The sequence below is a fragment of the Microbacterium sp. W4I4 genome (genome assembly GCF_030816235.1).
Classification (GTDB): Bacteria; Actinomycetota; Actinomycetes; order Actinomycetales; family Microbacteriaceae; genus Microbacterium.
In genome coordinates, this window is sequence record NZ_JAUSXT010000001.1 from 3,057,223 (window position 1) to 3,079,995 (window position 22,773).

General features: G+C 69.4%; 20 protein-coding genes. 13 read left to right on the top strand and 7 right to left on the bottom strand.

Going from position 1 to position 22,773, the window contains the following annotated elements:
- Positions 1-105 precede the first annotated feature (105 nt).
- The 6 genes from QF046_RS14450 (at position 106) to QF046_RS14475 (ending at position 6,511) form a co-directional block, all read left to right on the top strand.
- Positions 106-1,260 carry a Gfo/Idh/MocA family protein gene (locus QF046_RS14450; protein WP_307371083.1) on the top strand — a complete coding sequence of 385 codons (1,155 nt, stop codon included), beginning with the start codon at positions 106-108 and terminating at the stop codon, positions 1,258-1,260.
- On the top strand, positions 1,257-2,516 hold the full coding sequence (locus tag QF046_RS14455; protein ID WP_307371085.1) for a dihydrodipicolinate synthase family protein: 1,260 nt from the start codon (positions 1,257-1,259) through the stop codon (positions 2,514-2,516). The genes QF046_RS14450 and QF046_RS14455 overlap by 4 nt, the downstream gene beginning before the upstream one ends.
- On the top strand, positions 2,513-3,394 hold the full coding sequence (locus QF046_RS14460; RefSeq protein WP_307371087.1) for a sugar phosphate isomerase/epimerase: 882 nt from the start codon (positions 2,513-2,515) through the stop codon (positions 3,392-3,394). Before QF046_RS14455 ends, QF046_RS14460 begins: the two co-directional genes overlap by 4 nt.
- A 101-nt stretch (positions 3,395-3,495) precedes the next feature.
- Positions 3,496-4,248: a sugar phosphate isomerase/epimerase gene (locus QF046_RS14465; RefSeq protein ID WP_307371089.1), complete on the top strand. Its 753-nt coding sequence runs from the start codon at positions 3,496-3,498 to the stop codon at positions 4,246-4,248.
- Between the two features lie 140 nt (positions 4,249-4,388).
- Positions 4,389-5,408 (top strand): LacI family DNA-binding transcriptional regulator, encoded by a 1,020-nt coding sequence (locus tag QF046_RS14470; protein ID WP_307371092.1) that lies wholly within the window; start codon positions 4,389-4,391, stop codon positions 5,406-5,408.
- Positions 5,408-6,511, top strand: a complete 1,104-nt coding sequence (locus tag QF046_RS14475) for a glycerate kinase (protein ID WP_307372869.1) — start codon at positions 5,408-5,410, stop codon at positions 6,509-6,511. Before QF046_RS14470 ends, QF046_RS14475 begins: the two co-directional genes overlap by 1 nt.
- 113 nt (positions 6,512-6,624) lie before the next feature.
- Here the strand turns inward: QF046_RS14475 and QF046_RS14480 are convergent, their stop codons facing one another.
- Positions 6,625-7,617, bottom strand: a complete 993-nt coding sequence (locus QF046_RS14480; protein ID WP_307371094.1) for a hypothetical protein — start codon at positions 7,615-7,617, stop codon at positions 6,625-6,627.
- Positions 7,618-7,752: 135 nt separating this feature from the next.
- Positions 7,753-9,396, bottom strand: coding sequence for a phosphoglucomutase (alpha-D-glucose-1,6-bisphosphate-dependent) (gene pgm, locus QF046_RS14485; protein WP_307371096.1), 1,644 nt, complete (start codon positions 9,394-9,396; stop codon positions 7,753-7,755).
- Positions 9,397-9,503: 107 nt separating this feature from the next.
- Here pgm and pheA point away from each other — a divergent pair, with 107 nt between their 5' ends.
- A complete protein-coding gene (gene pheA / locus QF046_RS14490; protein WP_307371098.1) occupies positions 9,504-10,448 on the top strand; it encodes a prephenate dehydratase in 945 nt (314 codons plus the stop codon).
- A 172-nt stretch (positions 10,449-10,620) separates the two neighbouring features.
- Here pheA and QF046_RS14495 read toward each other — a convergent pair whose 3' ends face one another.
- Entirely contained in the window at positions 10,621-11,547 is a 927-nt protein-coding gene (locus tag QF046_RS14495; protein WP_307371100.1) for an endonuclease domain-containing protein, read from the bottom strand.
- A gap of 258 nt (positions 11,548-11,805) precedes the next feature.
- On the bottom strand, positions 11,806-12,858 hold the full coding sequence (locus tag QF046_RS14500) for an LLM class flavin-dependent oxidoreductase (RefSeq protein WP_307371102.1): 1,053 nt from the start codon (positions 12,856-12,858) through the stop codon (positions 11,806-11,808).
- A gap of 90 nt (positions 12,859-12,948) precedes the next feature.
- On the opposite strand from QF046_RS14500, the gene QF046_RS14505 reads away from it, so the two are divergent.
- From QF046_RS14505 to QF046_RS14530, 6 genes are all read left to right on the top strand, one after another.
- Positions 12,949-13,596 carry a phosphoribosyltransferase gene (locus QF046_RS14505; protein ID WP_307371106.1) on the top strand — a complete coding sequence of 216 codons (648 nt, stop codon included), beginning with the start codon at positions 12,949-12,951 and terminating at the stop codon, positions 13,594-13,596.
- Between the two features lie 224 nt (positions 13,597-13,820).
- Positions 13,821-14,924 (top strand): ROK family transcriptional regulator, encoded by a 1,104-nt coding sequence (locus QF046_RS14510; RefSeq protein WP_307371110.1) that lies wholly within the window; start codon positions 13,821-13,823, stop codon positions 14,922-14,924.
- A gap of 98 nt (positions 14,925-15,022) precedes the next feature.
- Positions 15,023-16,132 carry a sugar ABC transporter substrate-binding protein gene (locus QF046_RS14515; protein ID WP_307371113.1) on the top strand — a complete coding sequence of 370 codons (1,110 nt, stop codon included), beginning with the start codon at positions 15,023-15,025 and terminating at the stop codon, positions 16,130-16,132.
- 58 nt (positions 16,133-16,190) lie between these two features.
- Positions 16,191-17,009, top strand: coding sequence for an ATP-binding cassette domain-containing protein (locus QF046_RS14520; RefSeq protein ID WP_307371115.1), 819 nt, complete (start codon positions 16,191-16,193; stop codon positions 17,007-17,009).
- Positions 17,006-18,268: a sugar ABC transporter permease gene (locus QF046_RS14525; protein ID WP_307371117.1), complete on the top strand. Its 1,263-nt coding sequence runs from the start codon at positions 17,006-17,008 to the stop codon at positions 18,266-18,268. Before QF046_RS14520 ends, QF046_RS14525 begins: the two co-directional genes overlap by 4 nt.
- Positions 18,269-18,554: 286 nt before the next feature.
- A complete protein-coding gene (locus tag QF046_RS14530) occupies positions 18,555-20,270 on the top strand; it encodes a sodium:proton antiporter (protein ID WP_307371119.1) in 1,716 nt (571 codons plus the stop codon).
- A 187-nt stretch (positions 20,271-20,457) separates the two neighbouring features.
- On the opposite strand, the gene QF046_RS14535 is transcribed toward QF046_RS14530, so the two are convergent.
- From QF046_RS14535 to QF046_RS14545, 3 genes are all read right to left on the bottom strand, one after another.
- On the bottom strand, positions 20,458-21,915 hold the full coding sequence (locus tag QF046_RS14535; protein WP_373425733.1) for a dicarboxylate/amino acid:cation symporter: 1,458 nt from the start codon (positions 21,913-21,915) through the stop codon (positions 20,458-20,460).
- A 139-nt stretch (positions 21,916-22,054) separates the two neighbouring features.
- The gene (locus tag QF046_RS14540) at positions 22,055-22,393 is read right to left on the bottom strand and encodes a DUF2695 domain-containing protein (protein WP_307371121.1); all 339 of its coding nucleotides are present in this window, start codon (positions 22,391-22,393) and stop codon (positions 22,055-22,057) included.
- 50 nt (positions 22,394-22,443) lie between these two features.
- Positions 22,444-22,716 (bottom strand): helix-turn-helix domain-containing protein, encoded by a 273-nt coding sequence (locus QF046_RS14545; protein WP_307371123.1) that lies wholly within the window; start codon positions 22,714-22,716, stop codon positions 22,444-22,446.
- Positions 22,717-22,773: the final 57 nt, after the last annotated feature.

A 22,773-nucleotide genomic window follows, 5' to 3' on the forward strand; every position in this document is an offset into this window, starting at 1 on the left:
GACGGTGCTTGCGCTCCGCATCCCGACCTGATCTAATATGGGAAAGCGCTTACCGCTATACGGGACGCGCGACAGCTTCTCGACAGAACGACAGAACGGATCACCATGGCGAACGTGCGCGAGATCGGCATCATCATGAACGGCGTCTCCGGACGCATGGGCTACCGGCAGCACCTGGTGCGCTCCATCCTCGCGATCCGCGACCAGGGCGGCATCGAGCTCTCCGACGGCTCGAAGGTCACCGTCAAGCCGATCCTCGTGGGCCGCAGCGCCGAGAAGCTCGCCGAGCTCGCAGCCCTGCACGGCATCGAGGACTACACGACCGATCTGGATGCCGCACTCGCCGACCCGCAGTGGGAGATCTACGCCGACTTCCTGGTGACCAAGGCGCGCGCCAGCGCGATCCGCAAGGCCATCGCAGCAGGCAAGGCCATTTACACCGAGAAGCCCACCGCCGAGTCGCTCGAGGAGGCCCTGGAGCTCGCGAACCTGGCACGTGAGGCCGGGGTCAAGACCGGTGTCGTGCACGACAAGCTCTACCTGCCCGGCCTGCAGAAGCTCAAGCGCCTGATCGACTCCGGCTTCTTCGGCCGCATCCTCTCCGTCCGAGGCGAGTTCGGCTACTGGGTGTTCGAGGGCGACTGGCAGCCCGCGCAGCGCCCCAGCTGGAACTACCGCACCGAGGACGGCGGCGGCATCATCACCGACATGTTCCCGCACTGGAACTACGTGCTCGAGAACCTGTTCGGCGAGGTGCGCTCGGTCTACGCCCAGGCAGCGGTGCACATCGCCGACCGATGGGACGAGAAGGGCGAGCACTACGACGCCACGGCCGAAGACGCCGCCTACGGCATCTTCGAGCTCGAAGGCGGCATCATCGCCGAGATCAACTCCTCGTGGACCGTGCGCGTGAACCGCGACGAGCTCGTCGAGTTCCAGGTCGACGGCACGCACGGCTCGGCCGTCGTCGGTCTGTTCGGCGCCAAGATCCAGCCGCGCAACGCCACCCCGAAGCCGGTGTGGAACCCCGACCTCGAGGACACCCACGACTACGACGCCGACTGGCAGGACGTGCCCACCAACGACGTGTTCCTGAACGGGTTCCGTCAGCAGTGGGAGGAGTACCTGGAGTCGTACGTGCTCGGCACCGACTACGCCTTCGACCTGCTGGCCGGCGCCCGCGGCGTGCAGTTCGCCGAGGCGGGTCTGGCCTCCAGCGCCGAGGGTCGCAAGATCGTCATCGAGAGGCTGTCGCTGTGACCACGCTGCGCCTGCTCTCGGCTGATGGACGGCTCTCGGATGCCGAGCTGAACGACTCCGGCGTCTACGCCCGCCCGACCTCCCCGCTGCGCTCCCGCGTCGCGTACGCGGCCGCGCACGTCGTGCCGGTCGTCTGGGGCGACAACACCCCGGGCCGGCCCGCCGACATCGACTGGGATTCGACGCTCGCGTTCCGCCGCAACGTGTATTCCTGGGGTCTGGGAGTGGCGGATGCCATGGACACCGCGCAGCGGAACATGGGTCTGGATGCCGCCGCCACCCGCGAGCTCATCTCGCGCAGCGCCGAGGTGGCGCGCGAAGAGGGCGGCTCGGTCGTCGTCGGCGTCAACACCGACCACATCGATGAGCAGGTGATCTCGGTGGATGCCGTGATCGACGCCTACCGCTCGCAGTTGGAGTTCACCGAGGAGCAGGGCGCAGGACCGGTGCTGATGGCATCCCGTCACCTCGCCCGCGTCGCGACCGGCGCCGACGACTACCGCCGCGTCTACCGCGAGGTGCTGCAGTCGGCGACCGTCCCGGTCGTGCTGCACTGGCTGGGCACCGCCTTCGACCCGGAACTGGCCGGGTATTTCGGGGCAGACGACTGGCAGACGGCATCCGCAGTGCTGCTGGACATCATCGCCGAGAACCCCGGCAAGGTCGTGGGCGTGAAGATGAGCCTGCTGAACGCCGAGAGCGAGATCTCGGTGCGCTCGCGGCTCCCCGAGGGCGTGCGGATGTTCACCGGCGACGACTTCAACTACGTCTCGCTGATCGGCGGCTCCGATGCGACCTCGGCGTCGACAGCACGGGATCTCGCCGAGAGCGCGGGTTCTCCGCGCGAAGAGGCCGTGCACTCGACAGCATCCGGTGCACTCGACGGCAACCGCACCCATTCGGACGCGCTGCTCGGCGCCTTCGCGGCGATCACCCCGGTGGCATCCGCCGCGATCCAGGCGCTCGATGCCGGCGACGCGGCGGCCTACCAGCGCATCCTCGGTCCGACCGAGGAGCTGAGCCGCCAGGTGTTCGCCGCGCCCACCTTCTACTACAAGACCGGTGTCGCGTTCCTGGCCTGGCTGAACGGACACCAGCCCGCGTTCCAGATGGTCGGCGGCCTGCACTCCGCGCGCAGCCTGCCGCACCTGTCCCGGATCGTCGAGCTGGCCAACGCCTCGCTCGCCCTGGAGAACCCCGAGCTCGCGCGCGAGCGCTGGCACGGGATGCTGCGCCTGAACGGACTCGACGCATGACCCTTCGACAAGCTCAGGGACCGGACCCCCGTCTCTCCATCAACCAGGCGACCATCAAGTACGCGGACCTCGCGACCGCGCTGAGGGTGACGGCGGATGCCGGTGTGCAGTCGATCGGGCTGTGGCGTGAGCCCGTGAACGAGGTCGGTCTCGACGTCGCCGCACGGATGCTGGCGGACTCCGGACTGCGCTTCTCGTCGCACTGCCGTGGCGGATTCTTCACTCTGCCGGTCGGACCGGAGCGCGAGGCCGCACTGGACGAGAATCGCCGGGCGATCGAGGAGACCGCGACGCTCGCCGCCGCGGGCGCCGAGGGCTCCGCCGCCGTGCTCGTGCTCGTCGCGGGCGGCCTGCCCGCTGGATCGCGCGACCTGATCGGCGCCCGTGAGCGCGTGCGCGATGCGATCGGCGCGCTGGCCGACGACGCGAAGGCCGCCGGAGTCACGCTGGCCCTGGAACCGCTGCATCCCATGTACGCGTCCGACCGGGCCGTCGTCTCGACACTGGGCCAGGCCCTGGACATCGCCGCCGACTTCGACTCCGCGGTCGTCGGCGCGGCCGTCGACACCTTCCACATCTGGTGGGATCCGCAGGTGCTCGAGCAGATCGCCCGCGCCGGCCGTGAGGGGCGCATCGCCACCTATCAGGTGTGCGACTGGAAGACGCCGCTCGCCGAGGACGTGCTGCTGAGCCGGCATTACATGGACGAGGGCGTCATCGATTTCGGTTCGCTCACGCGGGCCGTGATCGAGACCGGCTACAACCGCGACATCGAGGTCGAGCTGTTCAATGCCGACATCTGGGCCGACGACCCCGCGCACGTCGTCGCGCGCACCGTGGAGTCCTTCGGCACCGCAGTCTCCCCGCACCTCCCCTGAAAGCCCGTCTATATGGCGCAAACCGCCCCCGTCAGTCCGAAACCAGGGCGGTATGCGCCATATAGACGGGTACGGGGAGACGGGGCGGGCAGGATGAAGGGATGATCATGCGACCAGGACTGTGCTCGGTGACGTTCCGGCAGCTCACCCCCGAGCAGATCGTCGTGCGCGCGGCGGAGGCCGAGCTCGAGGTGATCGAGTGGGGCGGCGACGTGCATGTGCCCGCCGGTGATCCGGAGCGGGCGGCGCAGGTCGCTCAGGCGACGGTGGATGCCGGGCTCGCGGTGTGCTCGTACGGCTCCTACTTCCGCGCGGGAGCGGACGAGGCGCTCACGCCCATCCTCGACAGCGCCGAGGCGCTCGGCGCCGACCGGGTGCGCATCTGGGCGGGTCGGGTCGACTCCGCGGATGCCACGCCCGCCCAGTACGCACAGGTGGTCAGCCGGCTTCGGGATGCTGCCGCCGAAGCATCCGACCGCGGCATCGGGCTTGCGCTGGAGTACCACCGGGGGACGGTCGCCGACAACCCGGATGCCGTGCTCCGCCTGCTCGCCGACGTCGCCAACCCCGTCCTGTCGACGTACTGGCAGCCCTCGGTGGGAGCTGCGGACGCCGTCGCCCTGGCCGAGTTCGACGCACTGGCCGCGCAGACCAGCGCAGTGCACGTGTTCTCGTGGTGGCCCGAGGCCCAGCGGCTGAGGCTGCACGAGCGCGCCGAGCTGTGGCAGGCGCTGTGCGCCGCGGCATCCGCTCTTCCCGTCCCTCCGCGCGACGCCCTGCTGGAGTTCGTCCCCGACGACGACCCCGCGCTGCTCGCGGCCGAGGCGGCGACCCTGCGCGGCTGGCTCGCCTGATGTCCAGGTCGCAATGGATGCCGTTCCTCGCCGCCCGAAGCGGCATCGATTGCGACCCGGACGCGTCCGCGACCCGCGGCCTGCACGGGGTCCGCGACCCGCGTCCCGGACGCGCCCGATGACATGGATAGGCTCATCGCATGAGTGCTGAAGCCACGCGCGCGAGCGCACCGACGCTGCATGACGTCGCCCGGGTCGCGGGGGTGTCGTTGGCGACCGCCTCGCGGGTGCTCAACGGCTCCGACCGGAAGGTCGCGGAATCGTTCCGCGAGAAGGTCGAGCAGGCCGCCGGCGAGCTGGGCTACATCCCCAACGTCTCGGCGCAGGCGATCGCCCGCGGCACATCGCAGGTCATCGCACTGCTGGTCGCGGACATCGCCGACCCGTTCTTCGGTCTGATCGCCTCGGGCGTCGCGCGCGGCGCCGACGAGGACGGTCTGATCGTCACCGTCGCGATCACCGAGCGGGAGTCCCAGCGGGAAGCGCGCGTGCTGCACGCCCTGCGCGGGCAGCGGCCCCGCGGTGTGATCCTCGCGGCGTCGCGTGCCGGCTCCGGCGATCCCGCCATCGTCGAGGAGCTGCGGGCGTTCGGTGCGCTCGGCAGCCGCACGGTCACCTTCGGCGACGGCGGAGATCGCAGCATCCGCATCGACAACCGCGGCGGCGCGGAGCAGCTGGGCGCCGCGATGGCGCAGCTCGGGTACCGACGCGCGATCGCGATCGGCGCGGCGGAGGGCGTGCGCACCTCCGACGACCGTCTCGCCGGCTTCACGGCCGGGTTCGCTGCGGGCGGTGGCGAGGTCTCCCGGGTGTACCGCGGCACCTTCGAGCGCGAGTCCGGCGCGGACTCGATGGCTGAGGCCCTTAATGACGGCGTCGACGAGGGAACTCTCGTGTTCGCGCTCAGCGACGTGGTGGCGATCGGCGCGATGACCGCGATCCGGGATGCCGGTCGGACGGTGGGTGCTGATATCGCCGTCTGCGGATTCGATGACGTGCCGGTCAGCCGTGACGTCACCCCGCAGCTCTCCACCGTGCACGTGCCGCTCAGCGACGTGGGCTACCAGGCGTTCCGCGCGACCGTGGATGCCGAGTGGGAGCAGCCCGCGATCGAGCTCGAGGTGCGCGTGCGCGCGAGTACCCCCGGCGTGAGCGCGTGATGCGGATCGTCTTCGCCCCCGACAGCTTCAAGGGAACGATCACGGCGGCGGATGCCGCGCAGATGCTCGCCGACGCATGGCTCACCGTCGACCCCGCGGCAGAGGTCGTGCTGCGGCCGATGGCCGACGGGGGAGAGGGAACCGTCGCGGCGTTCGCCGCCGCCGTTCCCGGAGCGGCGCGGATGCCCGTGACGGTGGACGGCCCCGCGGCAGCACCGGTCGAGACGTCGTGGCTGCTGCTGCCGGCATCCGACGATGCCCCGAACGGCACGGCCGTGATCGACCTCGCGTCGACCTCGGGGATCGAGCTTCTCGACGAGCTGCGCCCCTGGGATGCCGACTCGTCCGGCTTCGGACAGGCCATCGCCGCCGCGCTGGATCGCGGCGTCTCTCGGCTGGTGGTCGGCATCGGCTCGAGCGCGTCGACCGACGGCGGCACGGGGATGCTGCGTGCCCTCGGTGCCCGGTTCCTGGACGCCTCCGGCGGCGCGGTCGCCACGGGTGCGCGCGGGCTCGCCGCGCTGTCGCGAGCGGATCTCTCGGGGCTGCGGGCCGCGCCCGAGGTGCTCGTGCTCACCGACGTGACGAACCCGTTCACCGGCCCCCGCGGTGCCGCAGAGGTGTTCGGCCCGCAGAAGGGGCTCACGGATGCCGTTGATCGGGCAGCCGTGGACGCCGATCTGGTCCGTCTCGCGGGCCTGCTCGATCTGGACGTCTCCGTTCCCGGTGCGGGGGCGGCCGGCGGCGTCGGCGGTGCCCTCGTGGCCTGGGGTGCGCGGCTGCTGCCGGGTGCGGAAGAAGTGGCGCGGCTGATCGGACTCGCGGATGCCGTCGCCGACGCGGACGTCGTCGTCACCGGCGAGGGCGCCTACGACGGACAGTCCGGAGCGGGCAAGGTCCCATCGTTCGTGGCGTCGCTCGCGGCGGACGCCGGTGCGCGGACCGCCCTGGTGGCGGGACGGATCGATGAAGATGCCGATACCGGCATATTCACCGCGACCGCGTCGCTGAGCGAGCTCGCCGGCTCATCGGCATCCGCTCTCGCCGAGCCCGCGCGCTGGCTGCGCGAGGCCGGAACCGTGCTCGCCCGGCAACTGGCCTGACCGGTACAGGTGCACGATTCGGGAACGCCCGCACGACGGATGCCGTGATCTGATCGTGCACGTGTGCCCGAATCGTGCGGGTGCACCGGATGCCGGGGAGGGGTGTGCGGACCTCAGATGAAGGGCCGCACATCGACGATCGACCGCAGCGAGAACGCGCCGGTGTCGATCGAGTCGGGAAGGCGCGTCGCGAGTTCGGCCACCAGTCCCACGCGCGCCTGGACGGCGTGCAGATCGCCGTCCGTGGCGTCCGGAGACGAAAGCGCGGTGGCGGCTCGGTCGGCGAGCGCCGTGCATGCGGAAGTGACCTCCGAGGTCCGGTGGCCGGAACGGGCCGAGCGCCCTACCGAATAGACCCAGTCGAGCTGGCGGAATCCCCAGGCGTCCACCGGGTCGTCCTCGGCAGGAAGCACGCTTTCACCGTGCTGCAGCAGTCGCATCCCCGCATCGACGACGCGATCCGGATGCGGCCAACCGCGCCCGAGCCACTCGTAGAGGAAATGCATGTGGAAACTGCATCCCATGTTGCCGAACAGCCCGGGGTCCTCATCGAGCGAACCCATCCGATCGCGCAACCACAGCCCGGTCTCGTCATCGGCATGAGCGTCCAGCCAGCCCAGATACTCCGCGATCCATCGTGACCTCGCACCGTCTGTGTCGTCAGCGCAGACGAGTCCGATGGCCAGCAGTCCAGCTGCGTCGTGGGAGGTGAGCCACGGCTCATCCCAGTCGAGGCCGGCGAGGAACGGTGCGGCCGCATCCGCGTGCAGCAGCCCCTGCAGCGGGATGGGCACGGATGGCGATTCCCCGAGGACCATCAGCGTCGTCACGGCGGTGGCGGCACGGTGGATCCTGCCGTGCGTCGGATCGTCGAACATGCCATCCGGGGCGGCGAACGAATGCACGGTGCGGCGCAACTCGTCCGCCTCGTGACCCACGGGACGATCGCCCAGCGCGATCCGGATTCCGACAGCCGCCGCCGTTCCGTACAGGTCCGGGTGCTCGCCGTCGGGCAGACGGGTATAGCCGTCCGCCCGACGGCTCTCCGACACGCGCTCGAGGGCGCGTTCCAGGAAGCCTCTGAAGCTCGATCGATGAATCGTCACCCTTTGAGCGAACCACTGATCAGGTCGAGCTTCCAATACCGCTGCAACACGATGAACACCGCGATGAGCGGGATGATCGACCGGTCTGCACGGCGGCTGACCGCACCCTGCGAAAACGGGAGAGCGAACCGCACGTCAGCCCTCGAGCGCCGCTGACACCACGGCGCGAGCCTCCTCCTGCACCTGCGCGAGGTGCTCCGGGCCGCGCAGGCTCTCGGCGTACAGCTTGTAGACGTCCTCGGTGCCGGAGGGGCGGGCGGCAAACCAGGCGTGCTCGGTCTGCACCTTCAGACCGCCTATGGCCGCACCGTTGCCCGGGGCGTGCGAGAGCTTTGCGGTGATCTGCTCGCCGGCGAGCTCGGTCGCCGATACCGCCGACGGGGCGAGCTTGCCGAGCGTCGCCTTCTGCTCAGGAGTCGCGGGGGCGTCAACGCGCTGGTACGCGGATGCTCCGAAGGCCGCTTCCAGCTCGCGGTACCGCTCCGAGGGCGACTTGGCGGTGACGGCGATGATCTCGGCGGCCAGCAGGCACAGCAGGATGCCGTCCTTGTCCGTCGACCACACGCTGCCGTCGCGGCGCAGGAACGAGGCTCCGGCCGACTCCTCTCCGCCGAACGCCACGCTGCCGTCGAGCAGCCCGGGGACGAACCACTTGAACCCGACGGGCACTTCGAGCAGTCGGCGGCCGAGCGACTCGGCGACCCTGTCGATGATCATCGACGACACGAGCGTCTTGCCGATCGCGGCATCCCGGGGCCATTCGGTGCGGTGCGAGAACAGATAGTCGATCGCAACGGCCAGGTAGTGGTTCGGGTTCATCAGCCCGGCATCCGAAGTCACGATGCCGTGCCGGTCGGCATCCGCGTCGTTGCCGGTGAGGACGTCGAAGTCGCCCTTCTTCGCCACCAGCGAGGCCATCGCGCTCGGCGAGGACGGATCCATGCGGATCTTCTCGTCCCAGTCCAGCGTCATGAAGCGCCAGGTCGGGTCGACCTCGGGGTTCACGACGGTGAGATCCAGGCCGTGCACCTCGGCGATCAGGGCCCAGTACTCCACCGATGCCCCGCCCAGCGGGTCGGCGCCGATGCGCACGCCCGCCTTCTTGATGGCGTCGATGTCGATGATCGTGGACAGATCCCGCACATATGCGTCGCGGAAGTCGTAGTCGCCGACCGTGTCGCCGTCGATGTCGGCGTAGCGGATGCGCTGGACGCCCTCGAGTCCCGCCTCGATGAGCTCATTGGCCCGCTGGGCGATCCAGCCCGTGGCATCCGTATCGGCAGGACCGCCGTGCGGCGGGTTGTACTTGAACCCGCCGTCGCGGGGCGGATTGTGCGACGGGGTGACGACGATCCCGTCGGCGCGACCCGCATCGGATGCCGCGCGACCGTGGTTGTAGGTGAGGATGGCGTGACTGAGCGCGGGGGTCGGCACCCAGGCATCGCGGGAGTCCACGCGCACGTCCACGCCGTTGGCGATCAGCACCTCGATGGCGCTGCGCTCGGCGGGACGGGAGAGGGCGTGCGTGTCGCGGCCGAGGAACAGCGGGCCCTCGATGCCCTGCCCGCGCCGGTAGTCGACGATCGCCTGCGTGGTCGCCAGGATGTGGTCCTCGTTGAAGCTGCTCGACAGCGAGGAGCCCCGGTGCCCGCTCGTGCCGAACACGACGCGCTGCGCCGCGATCTTCGGGTCGGGATGCCGGTCGTAGTACGCGGCGATCAGCTCGTCGACATCGATGAGGTCCTTGTCCTCCGCGGGGAGGCCTGCACGGCTCGTCATGTCCTTAGTCTGCCCCGCGCATGCCGCTCGCGCATCCTCGGCGTCGTGATGCGTCACCGGATGCGGGGCCCCGTAACCGGTCGGATGCTCAGCACTAGGCTTGCGTGGTGACCGATCGCCGCACGTACAGCTACCTGGGCCCTGCTGGAACCTTCACCGAGGCGGCGCTGGATCAGGTGCCCGAGGCCCGCGGCCATGACTGGCGTCCGGTGCACAACGTGGGTGAGGCTCTGGCCGATGTGCTCGAGGGCCGCAGTCACGCGGCGATGATCGCCATCGAGAATTCGATCGAGGGCGGCGTCTCCACCACGCAGGACGCACTGGCGAACAACCCGGGGCTGCGGATCATCGGGGAGTACCTGGTCAAGGTCAACTTCGTGCTGGTCGCCCCGCCCGGGACGAAGCTCGAGGACGTGCAGGTCATCGCCGCGCATCCGGTCGCGTACGCGCAGTGCCACAGCTGGCTGGATGCCAATCTGCCGCAGCACGCCCATGTTCCGGCGGCGAGCAACGTGGCATCCGCTCTCGGCGTCCTCGACGGCTCTCTGCCCGCGCAGGCCGCGATCGCGGCTCCCGGAGTCGTGCGGCATCAGGACGTCGAGGTGCTGGCAGAGCAGATCGGCGACAACATCAACGCCGTGACCCGGTTCGTACTGGTGTCGCGGACCGTCGTCGCCGGCGAGCCGACCGGCGCCGACAAGACCTCGCTCATCGTCGAGCTGCCCGATGACCACCCCGGTGCGCTGCTGGAGATGCTCGAGCAGTTCTCCACCCGCGGCATCAACCTGTCGCTGATCGAGTCCCGACCCATCGGCGACGAGCTGGGCCGCTACCGCTTCGTGCTCGACGCCGACGGGCACATCCACGACGAGCGCATGGCGGACGCGCTGCTCGGCATCCGCCGCTACAGCCCTCGCGTGGTCTTCCTCGGGTCGTACCCGCGCGCCGACCGCCGCATCGTGCAGTACCCCGATCGCTACGCCGATGAGATCTTCGTCGAGGCCCGCGACTGGCTCCGCGCCCTCATCGCCGGCGAGCCCGACGACGCGTAGGCCGCGGGGACGGTCTCGCCCCGCCCGCCCGTCCCGCAGATGGAAAACGTCGGTTCCCGGGCCCTCCTGCCTGCGTTTTCCATCCCGCTTGCGGTGTCGCGGATGGAAAGTGCTGGTTCCGGGGTATCCGTACCGACGTTTTCCATCTCGCTGAAGGCGTCGCGTCGGCCGCTCACGCAGTACGTGCGAGGATCGCGCGGCGGATGCGGGTGAGGAACGCCGCCGACCCGCTTCCGAGATCCTGCTGGGTGAGGCGAATGACGATCCACCCACGGTCCTCCAGGTCGCGCTGACGCTGGATGTCGCGGCGCCACTGCTCCTTGCTCGTGCGGTGCCCGTCGCCCTCGTACTCGATCGCGATCTTCAGTTCCGGGTACGCGAGGTCGACCCGTGCGATGAAGCGGCGCCGGTCGTACACCTCGTGCTGCACCGCGGGTTCGGGCAGCCCGGCACCCAGCATGAGCAGTCGGGTCTCCGTCTCCTTCGGCGACTCGACGTTCGCGCGGGCCAGGGGAAGCGCAGCTCTGATGGTCCGAGAACCGGGGAAGGCGCGCCAGATGTCGAGTCGCTCCGAGATCTCCGCCGCGCTCACGAGGGGCAGTCCGGGACGCCGATCGGGGTAGTCGGATGCCGAGGTCAGCAGCGCATCGATCATGATCACTGCCTCATCGACGGTCAGGGTATCCGCGCAGGTGAACAGCGCCGCCACGGGGTCGATGACCGAGACGCCGTCGAGCTTCCATGTCTGGGCGCGGTCCAGGGACAGCCGTCGTCCCTTCACCCCGGTGGTCTTCGGCGGCGTGTGGTCGAGGGGCACCGCGACCTCCACGGGATCCTTCCCCGACCACGCCTTCGGATACGGCAGTCCCCAGAGCCGCGCAGCGGTCCGTCCCACGTATCGCTGGTGCTCCTTCAGTCTCGGCCGATGGCACGCCATCGTCTCGGCGAAGGTCAGGGGAGCGCTCGCCGAGCGGATGCCGTGGAAAGGTCGATGCAGATCGGGGGTGTCGCGTCGCCATCGGCCGACGCCTGCAGCATCCGCAGTTCTGACAGCGAAGTGCTCCCCGAGGCTCACGGGGAGGGGGATCCGGTGTCGCATTCCGACATCGTGACCCGGCGGGCGTGATCAGATGGACCGGAATCCCGAGAACCGTGGAGAACTCGTGGCCACGGGCGATTGTGCAGGAGATTCGCGCCGCGCGGCGCTGCCCAGGCCGCGGATGGAAAACGTCGGTCACAGGGGTGTTTCACCGACGTTTTCCATCCGCGGAGTGTTGGGGAGATGGAAAACGTCGGCTACGCGGCTTGCTGACCGACCTTTTCCATCTGCGCGCGGGCAGGACGCGCGCAGCGCGACTCAGGCGAGCAGCTCCAGGGTATGGGCGCGGCCGACGGCGGAGTCGAGGGGCTCGGATGCGAAGGAGCCGGCCACAGGGGAGATCATGATCTCGTCGACGCCGTGCCGCCCGGCGAAGGCCGCCAGCTCGGAGCGCACCGTCGCCGGGTCGCCGACGAACCAGTTGGCGCGGGCTCCGTCGATGAGGGTCTGCTCGGCGGCATCCGGGGCATCGGCCAGACCCTGCTGCGCCTCCTCGACCGTCTCGAGAGCGGCCAGCGGCAGGTTGCGGCGCAGCCGCGCCATCATGCGCAGCTGGGGCAGCGCGCGGGCCTCGGCCTCGTCGGCCGTGGGCGAGACGACGACGTTCGCGGTGAGGAACGTGCGCGGCTCGGCGAGGGTCTCACTGGGCTGGAACGAAGCCCGGTACAGGTCGAGCGCGCGCTCGAGCCCCTGGCCGGCGAAGTGGTTCGCGAACACGTACGGCAGGCCGAGGGATGCCGCGAGCTGGGCGGAGTAGTCGCTGGAGCCCAGCAGCCAGATCTCGGGGGAGGCGGATGCCGCGGGCGTCGCGCGCACCGGGTACTCCTGGCCACTCGTGAACCGCACGGTCGCCCCACCGGAGGTCATCAACAGCGCGATGTCCTGCACGTGCGAGGGGAACCGCTCCACGTCGCCCGTGGTGCCGGACTGACGCAGCAACTGCGTGATCACCGGGTCGCTGCCCGGCGCACGGCCGAGGCCGAGATCGATGCGGCCGGGCGCGATGGCCTCGAGCGCCGCGAACTGCTCGGCGACGATGAGCGCCGCATGGTTCGGCAGCATGACCCCGCCCGAGCCGACCCGGATGCGCGTGGTGCGCGAAGCGGCCGCAGCGATGAGGACCGGGGGAGAGGTCGAAGCCACGGACGGCATGTTGTGGTGCTCGGCGAACCAGTAGCGGCGGAAGCCGAGCTCGTCGGCGCGCTGGGCGAGCGTCATCGACGAGGCGACGGCCTGCGCGCTGGTCTGCCCGGTGCGCACCGGGACGAGGTCGAGGACGGACAGCGCTGGGGTCATCTCGGAGGCAGTCATCACAAGGGGCAACCGCATCGAGGTCCGGGGCATTCCGCGAGGGGCTTGACCCAGGCGGTCGCGCGGCGTAGTCCGGAGGCAGGTGATGTCATGTGGAATTTCGAGGACCGGTTCGACGCGGGCCAGGAACTGGCGAGGAGCCTGACGCATCGCGCGCACGAGGATGCCGTCGTGCTGGGCCTTCCGCGCGGCGGAGTGCCGGTTGCGGCGTTGGTGGCCCGCGCGCTGTCCGCACCGCTCGACGTGCTCGTCGTGCGCAAGGTTGGCGCACCCGGACACTCGGAGCTCGCCATGGGGGCGGTCGGTGAAGACGGCGCGGTGGTGCGCAACCCCGGAGTGATCGACGCCGTCGGGGTGAGTGACGCCGAGCTCGCCGCCGCCGAGCAGCGCTCACGGGACGAGGTCGAGAGCAGGGTCCGGATGCTGCGTGCCGGGCGGCCGCCAGTCCCGATCGCCGGGCGCGTGGCGATCATCGTCGATGACGGCATCGCCACGGGCGCCACCATGCGGACGGCCTGCGCGGTGGCCCGCTCGCGGGGCGCCCGCCAGGTGGTCGTCGCGGTGCCGGTGGCGTCACCGGGCGCGCTGTCAGGGCTTGACGGTGCTGAAGGGGGCGATGCCGACGAGGTCGTGTGCCTGTGCGCGCCGCCCGGGTTCATGGCCGTCGGCATGTACTACATCGACTTCCGGCAGACCACGGACGAAGAGGTGACCCGGCTGCTTGCCGAGGCTCGCTGAGGGCCCTCGTTCCGGCTGCTCGCCGAGGTCTGCGACCGGCTGCGGCAGACGCCGCTGGCGGAGCGGACGCGGATGCCGGCGAGCACGAGGCGACGGCATCCCGAACCATCGCATCAAGACAGTGATCGCGTTGTCGCCCTCCTGCCGGGTAGTGTGTCGTCGTGGCATCACATAGGCGTCCTCCCGGGTCTCAGGCTTCATTGCGTGAAGCCAACCGGCGTCGTGTGACCGCTGCGATCAAGAAGCAGGGCAGCCTGACACAGGTGGAGCTCGCCGCGGTGACGGGGCTGTCGGCGGCATCCGTCTCGAACATCGTCAAGGAGCTCGCGGCCGCGGGCATCCTGCGCACCGCTCCCAGCATCCGCAGCGGCCGGCGGGCGACGCTCGTCTCCTTCGCCCGCGCGGTCGGGCTGGTGGCCGGAATCCATGTCGCGGCGCGCCACCTGCGCGTGCTGGTGGCCGACATCAATGGCACCGTGCTGGGCGAGAACCACATGCCGCTCGCCCGCGATCACCGGGCCGACAACGAGCTTGATCGCGCATCGCTGCTGCTCTCCGACATCCTCACCAACCTCGAGTCCGGCATGGACGAGCTGCGCGGCGTCGGCATCGCCGTCTCGGCGCCGATCGACCGCGCCTCAGGGCGCGTGGCCGGGCGCGGCATCCTGCGCGGGTGGACCGGAGTCGACATCGTCGAGGTCGTGCACCGGCGGCTGCGGCAGCCGGTCTTCCTCGACAACGCCTCGAACCTCGCGGCGCTCGCCGAGACGCGGCTGGGCGCGGGGCGAGGCAAGCAGAACATCGTGTACCTGGATGTCGGCGAGGGCGTCGGCTCGGGGCTCGTGCTCGACGGGCGCGTACTGCGCGGGCACAACGGCACCGCGGGCGAGCTCGGCCACACCGTGATCATCGAGGACGGGCCGCTCTGCCGCTGCGGCAACCGCGGATGCCTGGAGGCGATCGCCGGTGGCCCCGCGATCCTGGAGCGATTGGGCGATGCCGGCGGCATCACGAAGGTCAGCGACGTGGTGCTGCGGGCGATGGCGAACGACGGCGACTGCATCCGGGCTCTGGCGGATGCCGGCAGGCACATCGGACTCGCCGCTGGCAACCTCTGCAACCTCTTCGACCCCGAGCGGATCGTCGTGGGCGGCGACCTGGCGCGGGCGGGGGAGCTGCTGCTCGGCCCCATCCGGCTGGCGATGGAGAACACCGTGATCGTCGAGGGGGATGCCGTGCCTGATGTCGTGCAGGGGCAGCTCGGCCCTGGCGTCTCGGCGCGCGGGGCGGCTGTGCGCGCGATCGATGAGATGAACGTCCGCGACTGAGGGAGATAACGGATTGAGTTCAAGTCTTGACGTCAAGGCGTGAAGACTGCAACACTCAGGAAGTCGCCAAGGTGGTCGGCACAGCTATGGAGGTTTCGATGAAGAACATGACCAAGCGAGCGCTGGCGGTCGGCGCCGCACTCGCCCTCTCCGTGGGCATGCTGAGCGCATGTTCCAACGGCACGTCGACCGGCGCCGCGCCGGACGACTCGGCGAAGGACGGAGCCAAGACGATCGGTCTGCTCCTTCCCGACAACGTCACCGAGCGCTACGCCAGCGCCGACAAGCCCTACTTCGAAGAGCGCGTGAAGGAACTCTGCGCCGACTGCAAGGTCCTCTTCGCCAACGCCGACGGCGACGCCGCCAAGCAGCAGCAGCAGGCGGAGTCGATGCTCACCCAGGGCGTCGACGTGCTCGTCCTCGACCCGTTCGACGGCAAGGCCGCCGCAGCTGTCGTGAACCAGGCCAAGGCCAAGAACATCCCGGTCATCTCCTACGACCGCCTGATCGACAGCGCCGATGTCTCCTACTACGTCTCCTTCGACAACGAGAAGGTCGGACAGTTGCAGGCGCAGGCACTCGTCGACCAGATGAAGACGCTCGGCCTTCCGGCCGACTCCGGCATCATCATGGTCAACGGCTCGCCGACCGACCCGAACGCCGCCCAGTTCAAGAAGGGCGCGCACAGCGTCATCGACGCCTCCGGCCTGACCGTGCTCAGCGAGTACGACACACCCGGATGGGAGCCGCCCAAGGCTCAGGACTGGGTCTCCGGCCAGGTGACCAAGTTCGGCGACAAGATCACGGGCGTCTACGACGCGAACGACGACACCGCCGGCGGTGCCATCGCGGCGCTGAAGGCCGGTGGCATCACTCCGCTTCCTCCCGTCACAGGTCAGGATGCTTCGCTCTCGGGCATCCAGCGCATCCTCACCGGCGACCAGTTCATGACCGTCTACAAGGCGTTCAAGCCCGAGGCGTACAAGGCCGCCGAGCTCGCCGTCGCGCTGGCCAACGGCGAGTCGCCCAAGGCCGACACCACCGCCGACACCGCCAGCGGCGCAGCCGTCCAGTCCTTCCTGCTGAACCCGGTCGCCGTGACCGTCGACAACATCAAGGACACGGTCGTCGCCGACGGCCTGTACACGATCGACCAGATCTGCACCACCGCGTACGCCGACGCGTGCGCAGCGCACGGTCTCAAGTGATCACCCCCGCGGTGCCGGCGATCCGCCGGCACCGCGGCCACACAGCGAAGGAGCCGCAGTGGCTTTAGCATCCGACCTCGACGAGCAGCCTGATGCGGTGCGCGAGCCCGTTCTCTCGATCCGAGGCATCTCGAAAGGCTTCGGCGCCGTCAGGGCGCTGACCGACATCGACCTCGACGTCTACCCGGGAGAGGTCGTCGCCCTCGTCGGCGACAACGGCGCCGGAAAGTCGACGCTGGTGAAGATCCTCGCCGGCGTGCACCCCGCCGACAGCGGCGTCATCACGTTCAACGGCGCACCGGTGTCGATCCCCTCCCCGACCGAGTCGCGGGAGCTGGGCATCGCCACGGTCTTCCAGGACCTGGCGCTCTGCGACAACCTCGACGTCGTCGCCAACCTGTTCCTCGGTCGCGAACGCGGCGGATTCCTGGTCGACGAGGAGCTCATGGAGGAGCAGGCCTGGGCGCTGCTGCGCCAGCTCTCCGCGAAGATCCCCTCCGTGCGCATCGCCGTGGCCTCCCTCTCCGGAGGTCAGCGACAGACGGTCGCGATCGCCCGCTCGCTGATCGGCGAACCGCGCATCGTGATCCTCGACGAGCCGACCGCGGCCCTGGGCGTCGCCCAGACGGCGGAGGTGCTGAACCTCATCGAGCGGTTGCGCGAGCGCGGCCTCGGCGTCATCCTGATCAGCCACAACATGGCCGACGTGCAGGCTGTGGCCGACCGCGTGGTGGTGCTGCGACTCGGCCGCAACAATGGCGTGTTCCGCACCGCCGATGTCAGCTACGAGGACATCGTCGCCGCCATCACCGGCGCCACCGACAACCCCGTCAGCAGTCGCAGTGCCGCGCACTCCACCCCGAAGGACGCAGAATGAGCGAGCAGACGAAGGACAATTCCGCGCCCACCACGATCGCGACCGATCTGCAGGATGAGCGCGTGCTGCGCGGCGAGGGCCTGCGCGGAGTGATCAGCGGATTCGGCATCCGGGTGCGCACCGGCGACCTCGGCTCGCTGCCCGTGTTCCTGGGGCTCATCGTCATCTGGGTCGTCTTCCAGATCCTGAACCCGCGGTTCCTGTCGGCGACCAACCTCGTCGACCTGACCCTGCAGTGCGCGGCGCTCGGCGTTCTCGCGCTCGGTGTCGTCGTGGTGCTGCTGGTCGCGCAGATCGACCTGTCGATCGGATCGCTCGCCGGACTGTCGTCGGCGATCCTCGGTGTGACCTTCATCAGCTGGCAGTGGCCCATCTGGCTGTCCATCGTCGTGGCGCTGGCCGTCGGCGCGGCGATCGGCTACCTGTACGGGTTCCTGTTCACCCGGTTCGGCGTACCGACCTTCGTGGTGACGCTGGCCGGACTCATGGGCTTCCTCGGTCTGCAGCTGTGGGTGCTGGGGCCGACCGGAACCATCAACCTGCCGTACAACTCGTGGATCGTGCAGTTCTCGACCAACTGGTTCCTGCCGCCGTGGCTGGCGTACACGATCGCCGGAGTGGTCGTGCTCGCGATCGTCTTCAACGACGTCACCAAGGCCCGCCGCCGCACCAAGGCGGGGCTGTCCACCGGGCCGACCTCGCTCATCGTGATCAAGGCGGTCGTCATCGCGGTCGTCGCGTTCGCAGCGATCACATGGCTGGCGACCAACCGCGGTGTCGCGGTGTCGTTCCTGTTGTTCATCGTCCTGGTCGCCGTCATGGCGCTGCTGCTGACGCGCACCCGCTGGGGGCGTTGGATCTACGCGGTCGGCGGCAACGAAGAGGCCGCGCGCCGCGCGGGCATCAACGTGAAGGCGATCTACATCTCGGCGCTGATGGTCGGCACGGTGCTGGCGACGCTCGGCGGGCTGATGCTCGCGGCGCGCCTGACAGCGGCGAGCATCTCGACGGGTGGTGGAACGACCAACCTGGTCGCCATCGCCGCCGCGGTGATCGGCGGGACCAGCCTGTTCGGCGGGCGCGGATCGGCCTGGTCGGCGCTGCTCGGAATCGTCGTGATCCAGTCGATCTTCAACGGGCTCACGCTGCTGAGCCTGGATTCGGACGTGCAGTTCATGGTCACCGGAGGCGTGCTGCTGCTCGCCGTGATCATCGACTCGCTGTCGCGCAGATCGAGGGCGCAGCACGGCCAGTCCTGACGGAGGGGAGCGGATGCCCCGCCATCGCCCACGTGGGGATGGCGGGGCATTGCTGTGTGCGGGTGCCGGCGTGCTGGTTCCCGGTGCAATCGGCCGCGGATGGAAAGTGTCGGTGGGAGCACCCTGCCGCCAGCGTTTTCCATCCGGTGCAACCGGCCGCGGATGGAAAACGTCGGTGGGGAGGCTGTGGGACCAGCACTTTCCATCTGCGTGGAGGGCATTCGCACCGCGGCCCCTGCGGTGCGGCATCCGTTTTCCCAGCGGATACGGGCAGTAGCCTTTTCAGATGGATGCCAGCATCTTCTTCGTCATCGTCTGCGCGGTCGCGGTCGCCGCTGTCGCCCGATGGAAGGGGTGGCCGGCACCGCTGCTGGTGACGGTGGTCGCGCTCGTGGCATCCTTCCTGCCCTTCGTGCCGAACCCCTCGATGGACGGGCACGTGCTGCTGAACATCGTGCTGCCGCCGCTGCTGTACTCCGCGGCGCTGGACGTGTCGTTCATCAGCTTCACGCGGGCGATGCCGCAGATCCGGCGGCTGGGGATCGGGCTCGTCGTGGTCACCACCGTGGTCGTCGGGCTGGTGGCCTGGTGGCTGTTCCCCGCGCTCACGCTGCCGGGCGCACTGCTGCTGGGAGCGATCGTCGCGCCGCCGGATGCCGTGTCGGCGGCGGCCATCGGACGCAGGCTCGGGCTGCCGCGGCGCGTGATGACCGTGCTCTCGGGCGAGAGTCTGATCAATGACGCCACCTCGCTGACGCTGTACCGGGTGCTGGCCGCAGCGGTGGTCGCGGGCGCAGCGACGTTCGACGGCTGGGCGGCGATCGGACAGTTCCTGCTCGCGGTGGTCGTGGGCGTGATCGTCGGGGTGCTGTTCGGAGTCGGCATGCACCAGCTGCGGATGCGCAGCCAGGACACGGTCATCAACGGAACGGTCGGTCTGCTCGCGCCATTCGGGGCGTATGCGATCGCCGAGCAGCTGAACGGGTCGGGCGTGATCGCGGTGGTCGCGATGGGTCTCTTCGTCGGCTTCAACGCCCCGCGCACGAGCTACACGACCCGGCAGCAGGAGGCACCGCTGTGGCTGTCGGCCGACTTCCTGCTTGAGGCGTTCGTGTTCGCCTACATCGGGCTGCAGCTGCCGCGTGTGGTCGCCGACCTCAACGACGGAGATGTGTGGCCGGTGATCGGGCTGTCCGTCGTGGTGCTGCTGGTCGTCCTCGTCGTGCGGCCGCTGTTCGTGTACCCCGCGAACGCGTGGGGGCAGTGGTGGGCGAAGATGCGCCTGCGCCGGTGGGAGGCCATGAAGCAGGGGCACGGCCGCGTGCCCGTCGACGTCTCCCGGCGCGGGAGGAAGCCGCTCACCGAGCAGCAGCTGCGCACGCGGTTGGTGGAGACCAAGCTGTCCTGGCGCGACAATGCGGTGATCTCCTGGGCCGGGATGCGCGGCGTCGTCACTCTGGCGACTGCGCTCGCGGCATCCGATCTCGCCGGTCTGGATGATGAGGCGGCGCACGCGATCGTCGTGGTCGCGTTCGTCGTGACCGTCGGCACCCTGCTGCTGCAGGGGCTGACGCTGCCGTGGCTGATCAAGCTGCTCGGCGTCGTCGATGACAGCGAGGCGCTGGAGGATGCCAAGCAGATCACGGCCGTTCGTGAGCGCAGTCGGGATGCCGGCAAGGCGTACCTGCGCGACATGCGGCGGAAGTGGGCCGACAAGCACGGCGAGGGGCAGCTGGCGGTGTTCGACGCGTTCGCCCAGCGACTGGTGCGGGTGGAGGCGGATGCCGAGACCTCGCAGATCGACCTGCGGCCGCGGCCGACGTACGAGCAGTTCCTGGAGATGTCGAAGGGCTGGCTGGCTGTGCGGCGTCAGCTGCTGCTCGAGGAGCGGGATGCCGGCACCCTCAGCGAAGAGGTCATGCACGAGCTCATCACGGCGATCGACGCCGAGGAGCTGGCGCTCGACACCCGTGCGGCGACGCGGAGCCAGTCCCGACCCTGAGGTGGGGCGAGCCTTCCCTGCTTCCGTCGAGAGCACGGGACCTCGCCGAGTGCACGGCAACTTCGCGCTGATTTCTCGTGCGCTCGGCGACATCGCGTGCTCTCGACGACAGTGGGCGGGAGCACGGGGGAGAACGCGAGAGCGCCCCGCCCCGGATGGGGCGAGGCGCTCAGGCGGACGGATGCTGTCAGCGGGTGGCTGCCGGCTCCTTGTCGGACTCGGGCTCCGCGGCATCCGCGTCATCCAGGTCTTCGGCGAACGGCAGGCCGTTGCGGGGAGCGTTGTAGAGCTCCTCGTCGAGGATGCCTTCGCGCTTGGCGACGATGGTCGGCACCAGTGCCTGGCCCGCGACGTTGACCGCGGTGCGGCCCATGTCGAGGATCGGGTCGATGGCGAGGAGCAGGCCGACGCCCTCGAGCGGCAGGCCCAGTGTCGACAGGGTCAGCGTGAGCATGACGATCGCGCCGGTGGTGCCTGCGGTGGCGGCGGAGCCGACGACCGAGACGATGACGATCAGCAGATACTGCACGAAGTTCAGTTCGATGCCGAAGAACTGTGCGACGAAGATCGCGGCGATGGCCGGGTAGATGGCGGCGCAGCCGTCCATCTTGGTGGTCGCGCCGAGCGGCACGGCGAAGGACGCGTAGCCGCCGGGGACGCCGAGGTTGCGCTCGGTGACGCGCTCCGTGAGGGGCAGGGTGCCGATCGAGGAGCGGCTGACGAAGGCCAGCTGGATCGCCGGCCATGCGCCGGAGAAGTACTGCTTGACCGACAGGCCGTGCGAGCGCACGAGGATCGGGTAGACGACGAAGAGTACCAGCGCGAGGCCGATGTAGATCGCGCCGGCGAACCAGGCGAGCGAGGTGAGCTTGTCCCAGCCGTACTTGATGACGGCGGAGCCGATCAGACCGAAGGTGCCGATCGGGGCGATGCGGATGATCCACCACAGCACCCGCTGGATGATCTTCAGCAGCGACTCGGTGAAGGCCAGGAACGGCTCGGCCTTCTTGCCGGCCTTGAGCGCGGCGATGCCGACGACCGCGGCGACCACGATGACCTGCAGGATGTTGAAGCCGACGCCCGATGTGACGATCTGCGCGTCGGCGTCGAAGGAGCTCGAGACGGAGAGGCCGAGGAAGTTCTGCGGGATCAGGCCGAGGAGGAAGTTCCACCAGGTGCCGACCGTGTAGGGGGCGCCGGTCTCAAGATCCGCGCCGGCCTTGGCGCCGGGCTGGATGACCAGGCCGAGCACGATGCCGATGATCACCGAGACGAACGCGGTGATCGCGAACCAGAGGAGGGTCTGGCCGGCCAGGCGGGCGGCGTTCTGCACGCGTCGCAGGTTCGAGATGCTGGCGACGATGGCCGTGAAGATCAGCGGCACGACGGCGGCGCGCAGCAGCGTGACGTACGAGCTGCCGATGCGGTCGAGCGTGTCCGACAGCACCGTCGGGTTCGTTCCGCTCGCGCCGAGCGAGACGCCGAGCAGGCCGACGGCGATGCCGAGGACGAGGGCGACGAGGATCTGGAACCCGAAGGAGGTCAGCAGTTTGCGGACCGGTCCTCGGGTGTCGGGCGCTTTCTGCGCACGGGCAGTGGTGGTCACGAGGGCTCCATGTGTCAGTGAGCGCACAGTGCGCGTCATCTGAAGCCAACGCTATGAGTCTGCTGGCATTCCCGGGGCCGTTGTGACGAAGGATGACGGATGCATCGGGCTCTGAGCCTGTCGAACGGCACGCCCGTTCTGGGCCCTGAGCCCGTCGAAGGGCGTCGCCCCTCGTCGACTACCGACGTCTTCCCTCCCAGAGGTCGCACGCCGCGGTGCTGCCGCGCGGTACGCCCGAGCAGGGAAAGACGTCCTCGGACTTCGAGTTGTAGACGTTCCAGAGGATCTCGCAGTCGCAGCATCCGCCGCGGTCGTGCATGCGGCGCTCCAGCGCGGTCGCGCGCGGCGCGACGGCATCCCGATATCGCATGGCCAGGCGCAGGGTGCCGTCGCACGGTGCTGTGCGCAGCAGGCGATCGAGATAGCAGGGCAGACACTCCGCGGGCTGGGGCTCGGTGAGAGCAGCGGCCAGGGAGTGGACGAGTTGTTCGGCTTCAGTGACGAGTGGAGTGTTCATGCCTGAAGTGTCGAACATACCTCCGACATTCGGGCGCGTGATCGATCTCGTCAGCCGGTCCGGCGCCGATCGGATGCCGAGGTCGTGAACATCTCCGGGGTGACGCCATCCAGCAGCACTCCCGGTTCGATCCTCAACGCGTCCGCGATGCGGACGAGGGTCGGGATGCCCATCAGTGCGCGCCCCTTCTCGTAGCCGCGGATGTTCGACGAGTCGATCTGAGTGAGCACCGCGAGCTCGTCCTGAGTGATGCCGCGGTGCTTGCGTGCGTCCGAGATCAGCTCGCCGATTCGGGCAGCTGCAGGGGAGGGGACGCGGGGCACCTGTCAAGCGTCATGAATGTCGGTGAGATGTGCCAGGGTTAACGCACCCGGGTACTT

Coding starts and splice junctions, on each gene's coding strand:
- QF046_RS14450 (WP_307371083.1), top strand. CDS start 106: ATGGCGAACGTGCGCGAGATCGGCATCATCATGAACGGCGTCTCCGGA.
- QF046_RS14460 (WP_307371087.1), top strand. CDS start 2,513: ATGACCCTTCGACAAGCTCAGGGACCGGACCCCCGTCTCTCCATCAAC.
- QF046_RS14465 (WP_307371089.1), top strand. CDS start 3,496: ATGATCATGCGACCAGGACTGTGCTCGGTGACGTTCCGGCAGCTCACC.
- QF046_RS14470 (WP_307371092.1), top strand. CDS start 4,389: ATGAGTGCTGAAGCCACGCGCGCGAGCGCACCGACGCTGCATGACGTC.
- QF046_RS14475 (WP_307372869.1), top strand. CDS start 5,408: ATGCGGATCGTCTTCGCCCCCGACAGCTTCAAGGGAACGATCACGGCG.
- pgm (WP_307371096.1), bottom strand. CDS start 9,396: ATGACGAGCCGTGCAGGCCTCCCCGCGGAGGACAAGGACCTCATCGAT.
- QF046_RS14495 (WP_307371100.1), bottom strand. CDS start 11,547: ATGCGACACCGGATCCCCCTCCCCGTGAGCCTCGGGGAGCACTTCGCT.
- QF046_RS14500 (WP_307371102.1), bottom strand. CDS start 12,858: ATGACTGCCTCCGAGATGACCCCAGCGCTGTCCGTCCTCGACCTCGTC.
- QF046_RS14505 (WP_307371106.1), top strand. CDS start 12,949: ATGTGGAATTTCGAGGACCGGTTCGACGCGGGCCAGGAACTGGCGAGG.
- QF046_RS14515 (WP_307371113.1), top strand. CDS start 15,023: ATGAAGAACATGACCAAGCGAGCGCTGGCGGTCGGCGCCGCACTCGCC.
- QF046_RS14525 (WP_307371117.1), top strand. CDS start 17,006: ATGAGCGAGCAGACGAAGGACAATTCCGCGCCCACCACGATCGCGACC.
- QF046_RS14530 (WP_307371119.1), top strand. CDS start 18,555: ATGGATGCCAGCATCTTCTTCGTCATCGTCTGCGCGGTCGCGGTCGCC.
- QF046_RS14535 (WP_373425733.1), bottom strand. CDS start 21,915: ATGACGCGCACTGTGCGCTCACTGACACATGGAGCCCTCGTGACCACC.
- QF046_RS14540 (WP_307371121.1), bottom strand. CDS start 22,393: ATGAACACTCCACTCGTCACTGAAGCCGAACAACTCGTCCACTCCCTG.